This window comes from Streptomyces sp. NPDC059003 (assembly GCF_042740445.1).
Lineage (GTDB): Bacteria > Actinomycetota > Actinomycetes > Streptomycetales > Streptomycetaceae > Streptomyces.
The window spans coordinates 263,758-282,236 of sequence record NZ_JBHYJH010000001.1 but is presented as its reverse complement, the minus strand read 5'-3'; the positions used below and the strand labels follow the sequence as shown (position 1 = coordinate 282,236).

Genomic DNA, 18,479 nt, shown 5'->3' with positions numbered 1-18,479 from the left:
CCAACGGCGGCGGCCGGCCGTCCCACCCGCGGACCCGCCCGCCACCCTCACGGAACTGTTCGAGGCCCAGGTCGCCCTGCACCCCCACCGCACGGCCCTGACCGCGGGCGACGCCCACCTCGACTACGCCACGCTCAACGCGCGCGCCAACCGCCTGGCCCACGCCCTGCTGGCCCGGGGCGCGGGCCCCGAGAAGCTGGTCGCCCTGGCCCTGCCCCGGTCCGCCGACGCCGTCGTAGCGATCCTCGCGGTCCTCAAGACCGGCGCCGGCTATCTGCCCCTCGACCTGGACCACCCGCCCGAACGCGGCCACCGGACCCTCGCGGACGCCCGCCCGGTCCTGCTGCTCAGCCAGGATCCCCTGGACCTGCGCACGGACGTGCCGCGTCTGGTCCTGTCCGCCCGCGGCACCGTCGAGGAACTGGCCGTGCGGCCGGACACCGACCCCACCGACGCCGACCGGCCGGGCCGCCTCGGAGCCGCCACGACGGCGTACGTGATCTACACGTCCGGCTCCACCGGACGGCCCAAAGGCGTCGTCGTCCCGCACCACAACGTCATCCGCCTGTTCGGCGAGACCGCCGACGCGTTCCGCTTCGACGAGCACGACGTGTGGAGCCTGTTCCACTCGTACGCCTTCGACGTGTCCGTGTGGGAGATCTGGGGCGCGCTCCTGCACGGCGGCCGCCTCGTCGTCGTGCCGTACGAGACGAGCCGGTCGCCCGAGCGCTTCCGGGCCCTGCTCGCCGCGGAGCGCGTGACCGTCCTCAGCCAGACGCCGTCCGCCTTCTACCCCTTGATGGAGGCCGACCGGGAGGCCGCGCCCGGCCGTGAACTCGCCCTGCGCGCCGTGGTGTTCGCGGGCGAGGCGCTCGACTTCGGCAAGCTCGCCCCCTGGTACGAGCGGCACCGCGACGACGCGCCGGTGCTCGTGAACATGTACGGGATCACCGAGACCACCGTGCACACCACCCTCACCCGGCTCGCCGCGGCCGACGCCGAGCCGGGCGCCCCGAGCCGCGTCGGCACCGGCATCCGCGACCTGTCCCTGTACGTCCTCGACGAGGCCCTGCGCCCGGTACCGCCCGGCGTCGCGGGGGAGCTGTACGCCGCCGGGCCCGGCGTCGCCCGCGGCTACCTCGGCCGGCCGGAGCTGACCGCCGGGCGCTTCGTCGCGGACCCCTTCGGGCCGCCCGGCGGCCGCATGTACCGCAGCGGCGACGTGGTCCGCCGGAGCGACCTCGGGGACCTGGAGTTCATCGGCCGCGCCGACCAGCAGATCAAGATCCGCGGCTTCCGGATCGAACCGGGCGAGATCGAAGCCGCGCTCACCGCGCACCCCGCGGCGCGCCAGGCCGCCGTCGTCGCCCGCGAGGACACCCCCGGCGACAAGCGCCTGGTCGCGTACGTCGTGCCCGCGGCGCCCCCGGAGACGGGCACCGACGCCACGGCGGTACGGCAAGTGCGCGACTGGGAGAAGGTGTTCGACGCCCAGTACGCGGAGACGCCCCCCGGTGACGAGGACAGCGCCGCGCGCCCGGACTTCGGCGAGAACTTCGCCAGCTGGTACGACAGCTACACCGAGCGGCGGCCCATCGCTCTGGACCACATGCGCGAGTGGCGCGACACCACCGTCCGGCGCGTCAGGGAACTGCGGCCGCGGCGCGTCCTGGAGATCGGCGTCGGCACCGGGCTGCTCCTCGCCCGGCTCGCCCCCGACTGCGCCGAGTACCACGGCACGGACATCTCCGCGCGGGCCGTCGAGGCGCTGCGCCAGGAGGTCGCCGCGCGGCCGGGGCTCGCCGCGCGGGTCCACCTGCGGCACCAGGCCGCGCACGACACCACCGGCCTGCCGCGCGGCCACTTCGACGTGGTGGTCGTCAACTCGGTGGCCCAGTACTTCCCCAGCGGCGGCTACCTGATCGACGTCCTGCGGCAGGCCCTGGACCTCACCGCGCCCGGCGGCGCCGTCCTCGTCGGCGACGTGCGTGACGTGCGGGCCCTGCGCCCCTTCACGACCGTGGCCCAGCTGCGCCGCGCGGCACCCGGAGCCGACCGGGCCACGGTCCGCCACGCCGTCGAGCGCGCCCTGGTCCTCGAAGAGGAACTGCTGCTCGCGCCCGACTTCTTCCCTGCCTTCGCGGCCCGCGAAAGCGCTGTCGGCGCGGTCGACGTACAGGTGCGGCGCGGCGCGCTGCACAACGAGATGACCCGGTACCGCTACGACGCCGTCCTGCACAAGCATCCCGTGGAGGCGGCACCGGCGGACGGGCCGCGCCTGCGCTTCGGCGCCGAACTGCCCGACCTGGACGCCCTCGCGGCACACCTGGAAGAGCACCGCCCCGAACGGCTCCGGGTCCTTGCCGTGCCCAACAGCCGCGTCACCCAAGAAGCCGCGGCGGCACGGGCGTTCGAGAACGGCGCCGAGGTCACGGACGCCCGCCGCACCCTCGACCAGGAGCCCCACGGCGTCGACCCCGAAGACCTCCACCGGCTCGGCGAACGCCTCGGCTACCGCGTCGCCGTCACGCCGACCGCCGCGGGCGTGGACAGGGTGGACGTGGTCTTCGCCTGCTCCCTGGAAGCGGGCGTCCTGGCCGCGTACGAGCCGGACGGCACCCTCGGCGAACCGCTGACGTACGCCACGAGCCCGGTGGCCGCCCGCCAGGGCACCCAGCTCACCGCCGCCCTCCGCGAGCACCTGCGCGACCGCCTCCCCGACTACATGCTGCCGTCGGCCGTGGTGCTCGTGGAGCGGCTTCCGCTGACCGTCAACGGCAAGCTGGACCGCGCCGCCCTGCCCGCACCGGTCGTGGAGGCGCAGTCGACGCGGGCCCCGCGCACCGAGCGCGAAGAGGTCCTGTGCGCCCTGTTCGCCGAGATCCTCGGCGTCGAGGGCATCGGCATCGACGACGACTTCTTCGCCCTCGGCGGCCACTCGCTGCTCGCCACCCGGCTGGCCTCGCGCGTCCGCGCCCGGCTCGGCGCCGAACTCGCCGTGCGCGCCCTCTTCGAGCACCCCACCGCCGCCGCCCTCGCGCGGCACCTCGACACTCCGGCACCGGACGCCGCCGACGCCCGGCGGCCCGCGCTGCGCGCCGTCGAGCGCCCCGACCCGCTGCCGCTCTCCTTCGCCCAGCGCCGCCTGTGGTTCCTGCACCGCCTCGAAGGGGCGAGCCGGGCCTACAACGTGCCCTGGACGCTGCGGTTCACCGGCGACCTCGACGTCACCGCGCTGCGCGCCGCGATCGGCGACCTCGTCGCCCGCCACGAGTCCCTGCGCACCGTCTTCCCCGACCTCGACGGCGAGCCGCAGCAGCGCATCCGCACGCCCCAGGACGCCCGGCCGCCGCTCGACGAGACCCGCACCACCGAGGCGGAGCTGCCCGGCGCGCTCGCCGACGCCGGCGGCCACCACTTCGACCTGGCCCACGAACTCCCGCTGCGCGCCCACCTGTTCACGCTGTCCGGCACCGACCACGTCCTGCTCCTCCTGGTCCACCACATCGCCTGCGACGGCTGGTCCTTCGCACCGCTGGCGGAGGACCTGATGTCCGCGTACGAGGCCCGCACGGCGGGACGCGCACAGACGGCCGGACCCGCCGTCCAGTACGCCGACTACGCCCTGTGGCAGCGGCGGCTCCTGGGCGACCCGGACGACCCGGCCAGCCCGCTCGCCCGGCAACTCGCCTACTGGCGCCGCCAATTGGACGGCCTGCCCGACCAGGTGGACCTGCCCTTCGCCCGCCCGCGCCCCGCCGAGCCCGGCTACGGCGGCGAGACCCTGTCCGTCGCCTGGGACGCCGACCTGCACCGACGCCTCGCCGCACTCGCCCAGGAGACCGGCACCAGCCTGTTCATGGTGCTCCAGGCCGGGCTCGCGGCCCTGCTCACCCGGCTCGGCGCGGGCACGGACATCCCCGTCGGCTCACCCATCGCCGGCCGCACCGACCAGGGCCTCGACCGCTCCGTAGGCTTCTTCGTCAACACCCTGGTCATCCGCAACGACACCTCGGGCAACCCCGCCTTCCGCGACCTGCTGCACCGCGTACGGGACGTCGCCCTGAGTGCCTACGAGCACCAGGACGTGCCCTTCGAGTACCTCGTCGACGACCTCAACCCGCCCCGCGTCATCGGCCGCCACCCCCTCTTCCAGGTCTCCCTGGTCCTGCAGAACGCCCCCGCGCCGCGCCTTGCCGCCCCCGGCCTCGACATCGCCACCGACCTGCTGCACCCGGGCTCGGCCCGCTTCGACCTGCTCCTGAACATCGAGGAGCGCCGCACCGACGACGGCGAACCGGCGGGCCTGACCGGCTTCTTCGAGTACAGCACCGACCTGTTCGACCCCGCGGCCGTGGCCGGACTCGGCACCCGTCTCGCCCGGCTCCTCGGCGCCGCGGCGGACGCCCCGGGCACCCCCATCGGACGGCTCGACCTGCTCAGCGCCAAGGAGCGGCGCCTGCTCTTCGAGGAGTGGCACGACCCCCGCCGTCCCGTCCCCGCGGTGACCCTGCCCGACCTGTTCGAGCAGCAGGCCGCGCGCACCCCGGACGCCCCGGCCGTCGTCCACGGCACCACCCGCCTGTCGTACGCGGAGGTCAACACCCGCGCGAACCGCCTCGCCCACCGCCTCATCGCCGCCGGGGCCGGACCGGAACAGCTCGTGGCGCTCGCCCTGCCCCGCTCGCCCGACCTGGTCGTGGCGCTCATCGCCGTCCTCAAGTCGGGCGCCGCGTACCTGCCGGTCGACCCGCGCCACCCGGCGGACCGGATCGCCTACCTGCTCCAGGACGCCGCGCCCACCTGCGTCGTGACCAGCCACGACACCCCGTGCGCACTCCCCGACGGGGTGCCCCGCCTGTACCTGGAGGCCGACGCCGACGCCCCGGACTCCGACCCGCGCGACACCGACCGGGCACTGCCGCTGACCCCGGCCAACGCCGCGTACGTCCTGTACACGTCGGGGTCGACCGGCCGCCCCAAGGGCGTCCTCGTGCCGCACGCCAACGTGGTGGACCTCGTGCTGTGGGGGCGCGAGACGCTGGGGGACGAGCGGTTCGCGCACACCCTCGCCGCCACCCCGCTCACCTTCGACGTGTCCGTCTTCGAGCTCTTCGGGCCGCTGCTCACCGGCGGTGCCGTCGAGCTGGTGCCGGACGTGCTCGCGCTCGCCGAACGCCCCGGCGGACAGTGGTCGGGAAGCCTCATCTGCGGGGTGCCGTCCGCCCTTTCGCACCTGGTCACCCAGCACGACGTGGACCTGAAGGCGGACGTGGTCGCCGTCGCGGGCGAGGCGCTGCCCGCCCACACCCTCGCGGAGCTCCGTGCCGCCGTGCCCGGAGCGCGCGTCGCCAACGTGTACGGCCCCACTGAGGCGACCGTCTACAGCACGGCCTGGTTCCCGGACGGCGCCGACACCGATGCCGCCCCGCCCATCGGCCGCCCCGTCCGCAACACCCGCGCCTACGTCCTCGACACGCATCTGCAAGCCGTGCCTCCGGGCGTGACGGGCGAGCTGTACCTCGCGGGCACGGGCCTCGCCCGCGGCTATCCGGGCAGGCCGGGCCTGACCGCGGGGCGCTTCGTGCCCGACCCGTTCGGCGGGCCGGGGGAGCGGATGTACCGCACCGGCGACCTGGCCCGCTGGCGCGCCGACGGCAACCTGGAGTACCTCGGGCGCACCGACGACCAGGTCAAGCTGCGCGGCTTCCGCATCGAGCCGGGCGAGGTGGAGTCCGTCCTCGCCGCCCACCCCGGCGTGGCGCAGACCGCGGTCGCCGTCCGCACGGACCCGTCGGGCGACCCGCGCCTGGTGGCGTACTACGTCACCGCCGAAGGTGCCGAACACGCCCCGGACAGCGCCGAGTTGCGCGCCCTGCTGGCACGCGGACTGCCCGAGTACATGGTCCCGTCCAGCTATGTGCGCCTGGAGCGGATGCCGCTCAACCCCAGCGGCAAGCTCGACCGGCGCGCCCTGCCCGCGCCCGCCGACACGGTGGCGGCACGGCCGACCGGCCGTGGACCGCGGACCGCCGCCGAGACGGCCCTGTGCGCCCTGTTCGCCGAAGCGCTCGGGCTGCCGGGCGTCGGCGTCGACGACAGCTTCTTCGACCTCGGTGGGCACTCCCTGCTCGCCGTCAAGCTCGTGTCCCGCGTCCGCGCGGCGCTGGACGTGGACCTCGGCATCCGGGCGGTGTTCGAGGCCCCCACCGTCGCCGCGCTCGCCGCGCGGCTGCCGCAGCAGGCCGCACCGGTCACGGGCGCAGGGTGACGGTGAAGCTCCGGCCGTACGCGTGGCGGGTGGTGACGTCGATACGGGTCCCGCCGGGCACCGCCCGCACGCGCACCCCGTCGTCCGCCTGGACCGGCCGCAGCGACCGGCCCCGCAACAGAACTCCGACACCGTCCCGGTCCATGGTCGGGTCGGACACGGCGACGGCCGTGCGGCCGTCGCCGCGCCGTCCCCGCGTGCGGACGAGCACCGACGCGGGCCCGTCCACGCGCAGCCGCCCGACGTCATGGCGGCCGGGCGTGAAGGCGTTGAGGGCCGTCAGGCCGAGCCCCGCATGGGACACCGCCTGCGCCGTACGGGAGTTGGCGAGGACGCGCACCGGTCCGTCGTCGTACGCCCGCAGGGCCCGCTCGCCCGCGTGCGGCACCAGCGCGTAGGCGAGCCGCACCGGACCCGCGCCGGGCACCTGGTCGACGTGCACGCCGAACACCTGCCGCGTCACCACCGTGTCCGGGTTCGCCGTGCGGACGACGCGCCGACTGCGCGTGACCTCGTCCAGGGCGACCCGCACGGGCGGGGTGTCGAGGAAGACGTACCCGACGGCCGTCCCCTGCGCGGAGTCGGCGTACCGCAGCCAGCGCAGGTCGCCGACGCCGGTGCCGCTCCAGGGCCGTCCGTCGCGCAGCGCTCCCACCAGGGACACCTGGTCCCCGGGAGCGGCGATCCGCGCGTCGACGGCCGTGCTGACCGCCCGCCCGGCCCCGTCACCGACCCCCGCCGCGAGCACGACGACCTCCTCGTCGAACAGGAACCACGACTTGGTGGCCGAGGCGTTGCGGTACGTCACAAAGTCCCTCGGCAGCAGCGCCCGGTCGCGGTAGGGGACGTCGTCGGACTGCACCATCCCCGCGGCGCCGTAGGCACCGAGCACGGCACCGCCGGAGAACGCATGCGTGCCCCGCGGGAAGTACACGTACTTATTCTGCGATTCGGACGACGGCGTGAAGTTCAGCGGGTGGCCGGGATTGTCGTAGTAGGGCTTGCCGTAGAGCTCGGGAATCGTCCGGCGCGCCTCGACCGGGGCGGTGACCCCGGCGAGCGCGTACGGCGACACGACGGTGAAGTAGTCGACGCCGAAGGCCCGCGTCTGGTCCTGCCCCGCCAGATACAGGTAGTGCGCGCCCTCGCCCTGGAACCACGGCAGCAGGTTCTCGCCGTTCATGTACTCGTACTTGCTGATCCGGTCCGAGCTGCGGGCGAGCGCGAACGCGTAGCCCGGCCTGCGGTGCACCGTCCTGTCCATCGCGTTGAAGGCGACGCTGCGCGCGGCCGGGTTGAGGTCGGCGGGCGGCACCGACGCGTCACCGGCGATGTCGGCGTACCGCACCATGCTGACGGGCGACACGAAGCGGCCCGGGTCGAACGGGACCCGGGACGTCGTCCCGACGTACTTGGCGTAGCCCCGCAGCGCCGCCGCGTCCGCACCGCGCGCGAGCGCCGCGAGATCGACGACCGCCTCCACCACGACACCGACATCGGCGTACCCGCTGTCCGTGCGCGACACCGCCCGCCCCTTGACGATCTCCATCATCCACCCCTCGAAGATCACCGGGGCGAACCCGTCCCGCACCCACCGCAGGACGACCGGCACCAGCTCCTCGCCGTGCGCGAACCCCGTGCCGTCGAGGAACGTCAGGGTCTGCACGACGCGCGAGAGCAGCCCCTTCCCGTACGAGCCGGTGTAGGCGACGGAGGAGTGCTGGAGGAACGATCCGTCCGCGTAGTACCCGTCCGTGACGCCGTGCTTCAGGTGGTACGGGTCGATGGTCGCGAACACCGTCAGCTGGTCGGTGAGCGCCTTGCGCACCCGCGCGTCGTCCCCGAGGAGCGCGCCCTGGAGGATGCGGTTGGTGGTGATGTCGGCGAGGTTGGCGCCGGTGTGGAACCGCGAATCGAGGTTCACGTCCCCGTCCACGCCGTTGCGCAGATACGCGTCCATGGAGGCGACGTACGTGCGCACCAGGTCCGGGCGGTGGGCGGCCGCCTCGTCGGCGAGCAGCACCAGCGTCTTGCTGATGTGCTGCGAGATGCCGATCTCCCAGTGGAACCAGTTGCCGTAATACCCCTTGGACTGGTCCCCGTAGTACCGCTCGTGCAGCCACCCGAGCCCGTCGATGACCCGCCGCTGCACGGCCGCGTTCTGGTACAGGTCGGATGCGGGGCTGCCGGGCGTGCGCGTGGCGAGAGCGATCTCGAACAGCTTCCGGAACGCCGTGTTGAGGTTGGCCTCGTCCGTGCCGAGCACGAGCCCGTCGAACAGCTCGTCCGGCCCCGCGGCGTCCAGCGCCGTCAGATTCGCCCGCGCCGTCCGGTCGATCGCCGCCCGCTTTCCCGCCGTCTCCTGGCGGGCGTTCGACGCGGCGGTCCCCGCGAACAGCGCCACGACGTTGCCGAGCAGCCGCTCCTGGTCGGCCGCGGTCGCGGCCCCCACGGGAACCACGGCCAGGAGCCCGGCGGCCCCGAGGACGGAGAGCAGACGTCTGCGGGTGATGTCCATGACTTCCTCCGCGGGTGCGAGGGCCGGGTGGCGGCCGGAGTCAAGCAGAGGGCCCGTACCGGGGCAAGAGGGCGCGGCGGGTAGCACAGCGCCGCCGTGGACGTATCTCTTCGGTGAATCGGCCGTGTCCGGTCGCCGCGCGCGTGATGATGAGGCGGGCAGCGGTGGCACGGGTGGGAACGGACGGGACGGCGGGGACCGCGGTGACGGGGCATCGGCAGTGGATCGAGGGCGCGACGATCCATGGGCCCGTGGTGCAGGCGCACGAGATCCACAGCGTGCAGATGCACCACGCGCGACCGCTGTACGGCGTGGAGGCCTTCCCGCTGACGCGCCCGCCCATCCCCGAATCATGGGTGCGGGCCCAGCCCGCCCGGCTCCTCGACGCACGCCACGGCCTCGTGGGCTTCACCGGGCGGCGCACGGAGCTCGCCCGCCTCACGGAGTGGCGCGACCGGCCGGACCGGGTCACCGCGCTGCTCGTGCACGGCCCCGGAGGCCAGGGGAAGTCCCGGATGGCCGCCCGGTTCGCGCAGTTGAGCCACGAGGCCGGGTGGGACGTGCTCCAGGCGCGCCACGCGAGCGACGCGCTGCCGTCGTCACCGCGCCCGATCGGCGGCTCCGCGTCCGGCCGCGCCGGAGTGCTCATGGTCGTGGACTACGCCGAGCGCTGGCCGACGGCGGACCTCATCGAGCTGCTCGTCGACGCCGCGCGGCAGGGGGGCCGCGTCCGGGTGCTCCTGGTCGCCCGGCCGCGCGGCACCTGGTGGCAGTACCTCGTCCACCGGCTCGGCGGCTTCGACATCCCGCTCGACGACCTGCCGCTGCCGGGCCTCGCCGACGACGCCGAGGTCTCGCCGCAGCGGCTCTTCCGCACGGCGCGGGACTGCTTCGCCCAGGCGCTGGGGGTGGCCGACGTCGAGGGCATCGACCATCCGGAGGGGCTCGGCACCGACCCGGAGTACCGCCAGGTCCTGGCGGTCCACATGGCCGCCCTCGCCGCCGTCGACGCCCGCCGGCGCAACCTCGCGGTGCCCGGCGGCGCGGCGGAGGTCTCCGCGTACCTCCTCGCGCGCGAACGGGCCCACTGGGAATCCCTGCACGGCAACCACCGCGTCCGCATCACCGCGCACGCCTTCGGCCAGGTCGTCTACACCGCTGCGCTGACGAACGCGCTGTCCTACCGCGAGGCCCTGCAGGTCCTGGCGCGGATCGGCGTCGGCTCGGCCGAGCACGCCGACCAGATCCTGAAGGACCACGCCCTGTCGTACCCCGGGCCCGAGGGAGCCACCGTCCTGGAGCCCCTCTATCCCGACCGGCTCGCGGAGGACTTCCTCGCCCTGAGCGTGCCGGGCCACGGCATCACCGGATTCGAGCCCGACCCCTGGGCGGTGGACGCGCCGCGGCGGCTCCTCGAGGGGCAGGCGCTGTCGTGCCGCAGGCGGGCCCTCGCCACGCTGGTCGCCACCGCGGCACGCTGGCCGCACGTGCGCGCGGACCAGCTGGAGCCGCTTCTGCGGGCCGAGCCGCGGCTCGGCGTGGCCGCCGGTGGCGCGACCCTCGCCGCGCTCAGCGAGATCGAGGGCATGGACCTGTCCGTGCTCGAAGGCGTCGAGGCCCATCTGCCCGAAGGCGCCCACACCGACCTGAACTCCGGTGCCGCGGCGCTCTCGCAGCGCCTCGCCGAGTACCGCCTGAGCCGCCTGCACGACCCGGAGGAGCAGGCCAGGATCCTCAACGAGCTCGCCCAGCGCCAGTCCCACGCCGGACTGCACGACCAGGCCCTGAAGTCCGGACAGCGGGCCATGGCCATCCGGCGCAGCATGACGGACCCGCACGCCGTCGCCCGTGAGCCGTCGTTCGCGGAGGTCCTCTGCGACGTGGGCGTGTACCTGGCGAAGCGCGGGGACACGGCGGACGCGCTCGCCGCCACGGAACAGGCCGTACGGGTCCTGCGCGGACTCGCGGACGAGGAACCCGGCAGGCACGACGACGCCCTCGCCGTCGCGCTGTCCAACTGCGCCGCCGACCTGGCCACGGAGGGCCACTGGGCCACGGCCCTCGCCACGGCCCAGGAAGCCGTGGACATCAGACGCCGCCAGGCCGCCGCCGCGGCGGGCGGGCCGGGGCCGACGGCGCACTCCGCGGCCCTCGCCGCCGCCCTGGCGAACCTCGCGATCTGCCTCGCGTACGCCGACCGCAGACACGACGCCGTCGCGGCGGCGCAGGAAGCCGTCGGGATCCAGCGCGCCCTGGCCCGGTCCCACCCGCACACCCACGAGCCGACGCTCGCCTCCGCCCTCGTCAACCTGAGCCGCCGCCTCTCCGACGTGTCCCGGCCCCGTCAGGCGTGCGACGCCGCGACCGAAGCGGTGCAGGTGCTGCGCCGCCTCGTCGACGTCAGCCCGGCCGCGTACGAGGAGGTCCTGGCGATCGGCCTGCTCAACCTCGGCTCGCGCCTCGCCTCGCTGAGCCACCACGAAGAGGCCTGCCGCGTCCTGGACGAGTCGGCAGGCATCCGGCGGGGCCTGGCCGCGGCCCGGCCCGGACGCCACGAGACGGCGCTCGCGGCCTCGTTGGAGACCCTCGCCGTGCAGCTGTACCGCACCCGTCATCACGGCCGCGCCCTGCTCGCCTGGAAGGAGGCGATGGACCTGCGCCGCGCGCTGGCGGGCGCGGGCGGCCAGGCCGAGCGGCGCCACCTCGCCGACATGCTCTGCACCATCGCGTGGATGCACGTCATCGACCGGCGCGAGCTCCCGACGGCCCTCGCCGCGGCCGAAGAGGCCACCCGCCTCCTGTGGCCCCTCGGCCGGCAGGGCGGCACCCTCGGGCAGAAGCTCGCCCACGCCGTCGACATCCACGCCCGCGCACTGGTCGCCCTGGGCCGCGACGAGGAGGCCCGCGTGTTGCTCAGGCGCTTCGCCCGCAGCCGGGACGAGGGCGAGGGCGTGGGGGAGGGCGAGGAAGCGGTCGTTACAGCGTTCCGTCCGCCACTGCCCCCAGGGACAGCGCCGGGAGGAAGTTGAGCAGGGCGAGGACGAGGGAGGCCGCCGTCGCGAGGACCACGAAGGTGGGGCCCTGGGCGGGGAGGGTGCCGACGGTGACGACACCGGGCTGCTGCCGCGCGAGGCGGCCCGCCAGGGCCAGGACGCAGACCATCGGGAGGTAGCGGCCCGCGAGCATCGCGCCGACCATCAGCAGGTTGTGGAAGTCGGTGGCGCCGTTGAAGCCCGCCATCGCGCTGCCGTTGCTGTTGGTGTTGCTGGTGTAGGCGTAGATGAGCTCGGTCAGGCCGTGGGCGCCGGGATCGCCCATGGAGGACTGGCCGTTGCCGGTGGCGAGGGCGATGCCCGTGCAGGCGAGGATGACGGTGGGCGGGATCAGGGCGTAGACCACGACCCACCGCATCTCGCCGAAGCCGATGCGCTTGCGCAGGTACTCCGGGGTGCGGCCGACCATCAGACCGCCGACGAAGACGGCGACGAGGACCACCACGATCAGGCCGTACAGGCCGCTTCCGGTGCCGCCGGGGGCGATCTCGCCGAGCATCATCGCGGCGAGCAGCACACCGCCGCCGAGGCTGGAGAAGCTGTCGTACGACGCGTTGGCCGCGCCGTCCGCGGTGCCTGTGGCGGCCACGCCGAAGAGGGTGGAGCCGGGGACGCCGATGCGGGTCTCCGTGCCTTCGTGGGGTCCGCCGACCGCTTCGGTGACCGTGCCGGTGTGCGCGGTCTGCGCGAGGGAACCGGCCGCGAGCAGCAGCCCGAACAGAAGGCCCACGACGGTCAGGAGGGTCCAGGAGTGCTTGAGGCTGCCGGTCATGCGGCCGAACATGCGGATGCAGGCCGTCGGGACGAGCAGCATCAGGACGATCTCGACGGCGTTGGTCCAGGCGGTGGGGTTCTCGTACGGGTGGGCGCTGCTGGCGTTGAAGACGCCGCCGCCGTCGCCGGAGAACAGCTTCACCGGCTCCCAGGCGGCGACCGGGCCGTCCAGGAGCGTCTGCTGGGGGCCCGCCACGGTGTCGACGGTGCGGCCGTCGCCGAGGCTCTGGATGACACCGCCCGCCATCAGGACCAGGCCGCCGACCACCGCGATCGGCACGAGGACGCGGAAGACGGTGCGCAGCAGATCGACCCAGAAGTTGCCGAGGTCGTCCGTCGAGCGGCGCGTGAGGCCGCGGATCAGGACGAGGGCCACACAGATGCCGACGGCCGCCGACGCGAACGCCTGGACGCCGAGGCCCGCCATGACGGCGAGGTGCCCGGTGGTGGACTCGCCCGCGTAGTTCTGCCAGCTGGTGTTGGTGGTGAACGACACCGCGGTGTGCAGCGCGGTGCGCCACGGCATGCCCGCGTGCCCCGTCGACCAGGGCAGCTTGTCCTGGAGGGCGAACAGGGCGAACAGCGCGGCGATGCTCATCGCCGTGAAGGCGAGCAGCGCGGTGAGGTAGTGCTTCCAGTTCTGCTCCCGGTCCGGGGCGATGCCGCAGACGCGGTACACGGCCCGCTCGGGCCGCCAGTGCTTCCCGCCGTCGAGGACACGGGCCAGATAGTCGCCGAGCGGGACGTGGAGGCCCACGACCACGGCGAGGACGAGCGATGCCTGGATCCAGGCCGCCATGGTCAGGCTCCCTGCTTGCTGGACGGGGACGGGGACGGGGCAGAGGGGGACTTGGTGGTCGACGGCACGGGGTGGTCGCGGTCGAGCGCGATGTTCAGCTCCACGACGTTGACGCCGGGTGCGCCGAGGACGCCGAGCGCGCGGCCCGTGGTGTGGCGCTCGACCAGCGAGCGGACCGCGGCCACGCTCATGCCGCGCTCACGGGCGACCCGGGGCGCCTGGAGCTTCGCGTACGCCGGGCTGATGTGCGGGTCGAGGCCGCTGGCACTGGCGGTGACCGCGTCGGCGGGCACCGTCGGTCGCGCGGGCGCGTCGCCGCGTACGGGGACGGTCAGCGCGCCGCTGTAGTCCGCGCCGGGCCGCGCGCAGCGCACGGCGACGCCCTGGTACGTGGCGAGGAACGGCTTCGCCGGGCAGGCCTGGTTGAGGCTCACGGCCCGGGTGACGCGGCCGGTGGTGCCGTCCTCGTGGAACACGCCGAGGACCGCGCCCACGCCGTCGGGCGTGCAGAACGGGCGGGCGCCGTCGACGCCTTCGAGGGCGCCGACCTGCTTGCTGCGGGAGCACACCAGCGTGAGCAGGCTCGGCTTGTCCTCGGTGTCCACGACGGACTCGGGGCCCTGGTTCCCGGCGCCGGACGCCGTGGCGTCGTAGCCCGTACCGGCGTGGGAGGGCCGCGACTGGAAGTACGTGACGATCGGCCTGCCCTTCTTGTCGAGGAAGGACTGGCCGATGAGCGAGCTGCCCGCGGCCCTGCGGTCGGCGCCCTCGACGACGGAGCCCTCGGCGCGGTCGCGCAGGCCCGGCACGTGGGCGGCGGCCGTCATGACCAGGGGATAGGCGAGGCCGGTCAGGACCGTCAGGACGAGCACGACGCGCAGGGCGACGGCGTTCTGGGCGAGCCAGGGCGGCAGGCGGTGGTTCATGGTCAGACCCCTGGGATGAACTGGACGAGGGCGAAGTCGATGAACTTGATGGCAAGGAACGGCGCGACGACCCCGCCGAGTCCGTAGATCCACAGGTTCCGGGTGAGCAGCGCGGACGCCGACGACGGCCGTAGCGCACGCCGCGCAGGGCGAGCGGGATCAGCGCCACGATGACGAGGGCGTTGAAGACGACCGCGGAGAGGATCGCCGAGAGCGGCGAGTGCAGGTCCATGATGTTGAGCCGCCCGAGCCCCGGGTACACGGCCGCGAACATGGCGGGCAGGATCGCGAAGTACTTCGCGATGTCGTTGGCGATCGAGAAGGTCGTCAACGCGCCGCGGGTGATGAGGAGTTGCTTGCCGATCTCCACGATCTCGATGATCTTCGTGGGGTCGGAGTCGAGGTCGACCATGTTCCCGGCCTCCTTGGCGGCCGAGGTGCCGGTGTTCATGGCGACGCCGACGTCCGCCTGGGCGAGGGCCGGGGCGTCGTTGGTGCCGTCGCCGGTCATCGCGACGAGCTTGCCGCCCGCCTGCTCGCGCTTGATCAGGGACAGCTTGTCCTCGGGCGTCGCCTCGGCCAGGAAGTCGTCGACACCGGCCTCGTCGGCGATCGCCCTGGCGGTCACCGGGTTGTCGCCGGTGATCATCACCGTGCGGATGCCCATGGTGCGCAGCTCGTCGAACCGCTCACGCAGGCCCGGCTTGACGACGTCCTTGAGGTGGACGACGCCGAGCACCTCGGCCGTGCCGTCGGCCGTCAGCTCGGCCACGGCCAGCGGCGTGCCGCCGGAAGCGGAGACCCGCGCCACGGCGTCGTCGAGCGAGTCGGGCACCGCCCCGCCCTGCTCACGGATCCAGGCCGCGACCGCCGAGGCCGCGCCCTTGCGCAGCTTCCTGCCGTTCGGCAGGTCCACGCCGGACATCCGGGTGGTCGCGCTGAACGGCACCCATGCGGCGCCCGCGGCGTCGCGCGTCCCCTCGACCACCGAGTGGTGCTCGCTGTTCGCGTACGCGACGATCGAGCGGCCCTCGGGCGTCTCGTCCGCGAGGCTGGACAGGAGCGCCGCCCCCGCGAGGCGCTCCACCGGGACGGCGCCCACCGGCAGGAAGTCGCTCGCGCGCCGGTTGCCGTAGGTGATGGTGCCGGTCTTGTCGAGGAGCAGCGTGTTCACGTCGCCCGCGGCCTCGACGGCCCTGCCGGACATGGCGAGGACGTTGCGCTGCACGAGCCGGTCCATGCCCGCGATGCCGATCGCGGACAGCAGCGCGCCGATCGTCGTCGGGATCAGACAGACGAGCAGCGAGACCAGGACGATGCCGGTGACGCCGTCGGCGGTGAGCGCCGCGGTGTCGTGCGCGGCGCCCATGGCCTCCTTGGAGAAGATCGCCATCGGCTGGAGCGTCACGACCGCGACCAGGAAGACGAAGGTCAGCATCACCAGGAGCAGGTTGAGCGCCAGTTCGTTCGGGGTCTTCTGCCGGTCGGCGCCCTCGACCAGGGAGATCATGCGGTCGAGGAAGCTGTCGCCGGGCTCCTGCGTGACGCGTACGACGAGCCGGTCGGACAGCACCCGGGTGCCGCCGGTGACGGCGCTGCGGTCGCCGCCGGACTCACGGATGACGGGCGCGGACTCGCCGGTGATGGCGGACTCGTCGACGCTCGCGGCGCCCTCGACGACGTCGCCGTCGCCGGGGATCAGCTCGCCCGCGGGCACGGACACGAGGTCGCCGCGCCGCAGGTCCGTCGCGGCGACGGTCTCCTCGACGTACGCGCCGTGCCCGGCGCCGGGCTCCCACCCCGTCAGGCGGCGGGCCGTCGTGTGCTGCTGCGTCCTGCGCAGGGAGTCGGCCTGCGCCTTGCCGCGGCTCTCGGCCACGGCTTCGGCGAGGTTGGCGAAGAGCACGGTCAGCCACAGCCACACGGTGATGAGCCAGCCGAACCCGCTGGGGTCGAGCAGTGCGAGGCCGGTGGTCAGCGCGGCGCCGACCTCGGTGACGAACATGACGGGGTTGCGCAGCAGGGTCACCGGGTTCAGCTTGCGCAGCGCCTGCGGGAGCGCGCGCCACAGCTGCGTCGGGTCGAGCATGCCCGCGCCGACGCGCCGGTCACGGTCGGGTTCCGGCGGGGTGACGTCCTTGCCGGGCGCGGGCCTTGTCCGCACGGGAGCGGTCATCAGAAGCGCTCCGGCCTGATCAGGGCGACCACAAGGTAGGCGAGCAGCGCGACGGCCACGATCAGGCCGACGACGTTTTCCACGGACATCGAGGAGACCTTGTCCTCACGGAGACGGGGAGGGAGAAGGAGACAGGGAGGGGGAGGGAGAAGGAGAAGGAGACGACGAGCCGTGACGCTATGCCCGCAGGCCGGGGGCACGGCCACCCCGCTGACGCGTGCTTGACGCGCGGCCCCGGTCCCGTAACGCGACGCTGACGGAACAGGCGGCCCGGGGCCGTCTCAGGCCCGCCCGTCCGTCAGCCCCCGCGTGTCCAACGGCAGCCACCTGGCGCGCCGGTGCACGGACGCGAGCTCCTGCTCGAGCGGCGACGGCGGCACCGCGAGCACCGGGCAGGCGGCGTGGGCCACGCAGTAGCGCACCACCGAGGGGAACAGCACCTGACGCAGCCCGCCGCGCCGCCCCGCGCCGATGACCAGGACGTCACCGGCGTGGCAGGCGCTCTCCACGAGGGCCCGGCCCGGCGTGCCGCGCACGACGTACCCCTCCCAGGGCACGCCGGGACCCCCGGGCCCGAAGGCGTCGTCGACGGCGGCGAAGAGCCGGTCCGCGGCCGCCGACCGCAGCGCGTCGTCCGGCGGCGGCAGCACCGCGCGGCGGTGGCCGAGTTCACCGCCGGGCGGCGCCCAGGCGAGCACGGCCACCAGGACCGCGCCGGTGCGCCGCGCCTCGTCGGCACCCCGGTGCAGCGCGGTGAGGCTGCTCAACGACCCGCTCACCCCGACGACCACGCGCCGCTTTCCGGCACCACCCATCACCGCACCACCTCGGCGTACGACCACACGGACCTGCGAGGCTCCAGCACACGCCCGTGTACGGCACCCCACCGCCTCCGTTGGCGCGCGCCTGACGCGCGAGGGCCCACTCATGACGGGATCTTGACGCGGCCGGGCCGGTTCAGCGTGTGGTGACCGTCCGCTGTGCGGAGTAGCCGCCCCACGTGCCGTCGGGCAGTTTGGCCCGCAGCCGCACGCGGTGCGTGTCGCCGGACTTCCTGCCGACGTAGAAGCTGTGCTTCATCCGGTCCTTGGGGGTGCTGCCGCCGAAGACCAGGGAGGTGACGCTCTTGCCGTCGAGGTGGATCTGGTACTCCGTCACCGCGCCGCCGGTGTGCGGCGGCTTCCAGGAGAGATCGATGTAGTACGCGCCGTCCTTGCGGTGCGTCGTCGCGCGCAGGTCCGCCGGGGCCGTGCCGCGCCCGCTGTCCTTGCCCGCGGCGGTGGTGACGCGCGCGGCGGGGCTCGCGGGCGAGAAGTTGTCGGCCGCGTCGCGCGCCTTGACGGTGAAGGTGTACGCGGTGCCGGGGCGCAGACCGGTGATCAGGGTGTCCGTGGTGCCGCCCGGCACGCTGTGGATCTTCGACGTGCCCTGGTAGATCTCGTACGAGGCCACCTTGCGGTTGTCCTTCGCCGCGCCCCACGACAGCGTCGCGGCGTGGCCGCCCTCGGCCTTGGCGCGCAGGGTGCGGGGGCGGGAGGGCGCCTCGGCGTCGGCGGCGACCGCGGCGGGCGTCGTGACGGTCAGCTTCTTGCTGTCCGCGCTGAGGTCGCCGTCGGCGTCGCGCGCCCGGACCGTGAAGGTGTATGTGACGGACGGCTTCAGGCCGGTGATGTCCACCATGTGCTGCTCGGACGGTACCTGCTTGACCTTCCTGGCGTCGCGGTAGACCTCGTACCCGCTGATGTCGGACCTGCCGGTGGACCGGTTCCACATCACGTGCACGGTCGTGGCGCTGCCCGCCTGGACGGTGACGCCGCGCGGGGCGTCGGGCGGCTGTGATCCCCCGCCCTCCTCGCTGTCCCACGCGCAACCGCCGAGCAGACAGGCGGCGGTGACGGTGAGACAGGTGGCGAGCAGGCGGAGCGGGGGGCGGGGGATGTGGGGGGTCCGTCGCACCGGGGT

General features: G+C 74.1%; 6 protein-coding genes and 4 pseudogenes. 2 read left to right on the top strand and 8 right to left on the bottom strand.

Features of this window, described 5'->3' with window-relative positions:
• Nucleotides 1-13: 13 nt before the first annotated feature.
• Nucleotides 14-6,271 (top strand): annotated as a pseudogene (locus ACFWZ5_RS01230) (amino acid adenylation domain-containing protein); the annotation flags it as partial.
• Here ACFWZ5_RS01230 and ACFWZ5_RS01225 read toward each other — a convergent pair.
• A complete protein-coding gene (locus ACFWZ5_RS01225) occupies nt 6,255-8,789 on the bottom strand; it encodes a polysaccharide lyase family 8 super-sandwich domain-containing protein (protein ID WP_384786148.1) in 2,535 nt (844 codons plus the stop codon). The pseudogene ACFWZ5_RS01230 and the gene ACFWZ5_RS01225 sit on opposite strands and share 17 nt — an antisense overlap.
• A gap of 164 nt (nt 8,790-8,953) precedes the next feature.
• On the opposite strand from ACFWZ5_RS01225, the gene ACFWZ5_RS01220 reads away from it, so the two are divergent.
• The gene (locus tag ACFWZ5_RS01220) at nt 8,954-11,818 is read left to right on the top strand and encodes a hypothetical protein (RefSeq protein ID WP_384786145.1); all 2,865 of its coding nucleotides are present in this window, start codon (nt 8,954-8,956) and stop codon (nt 11,816-11,818) included.
• On the opposite strand, the gene kdpA is transcribed toward ACFWZ5_RS01220, so the two are convergent.
• The 7 genes and pseudogenes from kdpA to ACFWZ5_RS01185 form a co-directional block, all read right to left on the bottom strand.
• On the bottom strand, nt 11,766-13,415 hold the full coding sequence (kdpA, locus tag ACFWZ5_RS01215) for a potassium-transporting ATPase subunit KdpA (RefSeq protein ID WP_384786142.1): 1,650 nt from the start codon (nt 13,413-13,415) through the stop codon (nt 11,766-11,768). The genes ACFWZ5_RS01220 and kdpA overlap by 53 nt on opposite strands.
• Before the next feature lie 2 nt (nt 13,416-13,417).
• Nucleotides 13,418-13,708: pseudogene (locus ACFWZ5_RS01210) on the bottom strand (potassium-transporting ATPase subunit C); the annotation flags it as partial.
• A gap of 375 nt (nt 13,709-14,083) precedes the next feature.
• Nucleotides 14,084-14,242, bottom strand: a pseudogene (locus ACFWZ5_RS01205) (potassium-transporting ATPase subunit C); the annotation flags it as partial.
• Nucleotides 14,243-14,343: 101 nt separating this feature from the next.
• A pseudogene (gene kdpB / locus ACFWZ5_RS01200) lies at nt 14,344-16,517 on the bottom strand (potassium-transporting ATPase subunit KdpB).
• On the bottom strand, nt 16,517-16,606 hold the full coding sequence (gene kdpF, locus ACFWZ5_RS01195; protein WP_384786139.1) for a K(+)-transporting ATPase subunit F: 90 nt from the start codon (nt 16,604-16,606) through the stop codon (nt 16,517-16,519). The pseudogene kdpB and the gene kdpF overlap by 1 nt, the downstream one beginning before the upstream one ends.
• A 192-nt stretch (nt 16,607-16,798) precedes the next feature.
• Nucleotides 16,799-17,332 (bottom strand): universal stress protein, encoded by a 534-nt coding sequence (locus tag ACFWZ5_RS01190; RefSeq protein WP_384786136.1) that lies wholly within the window; start codon nt 17,330-17,332, stop codon nt 16,799-16,801.
• A 142-nt stretch (nt 17,333-17,474) separates the two neighbouring features.
• Nucleotides 17,475-18,473 carry a fibronectin type III domain-containing protein gene (locus ACFWZ5_RS01185; protein ID WP_384786133.1) on the bottom strand — a complete coding sequence of 333 codons (999 nt, stop codon included), beginning with the start codon at nt 18,471-18,473 and terminating at the stop codon, nt 17,475-17,477.
• Between the last annotated feature and the right edge of the window lie 6 nt (nt 18,474-18,479).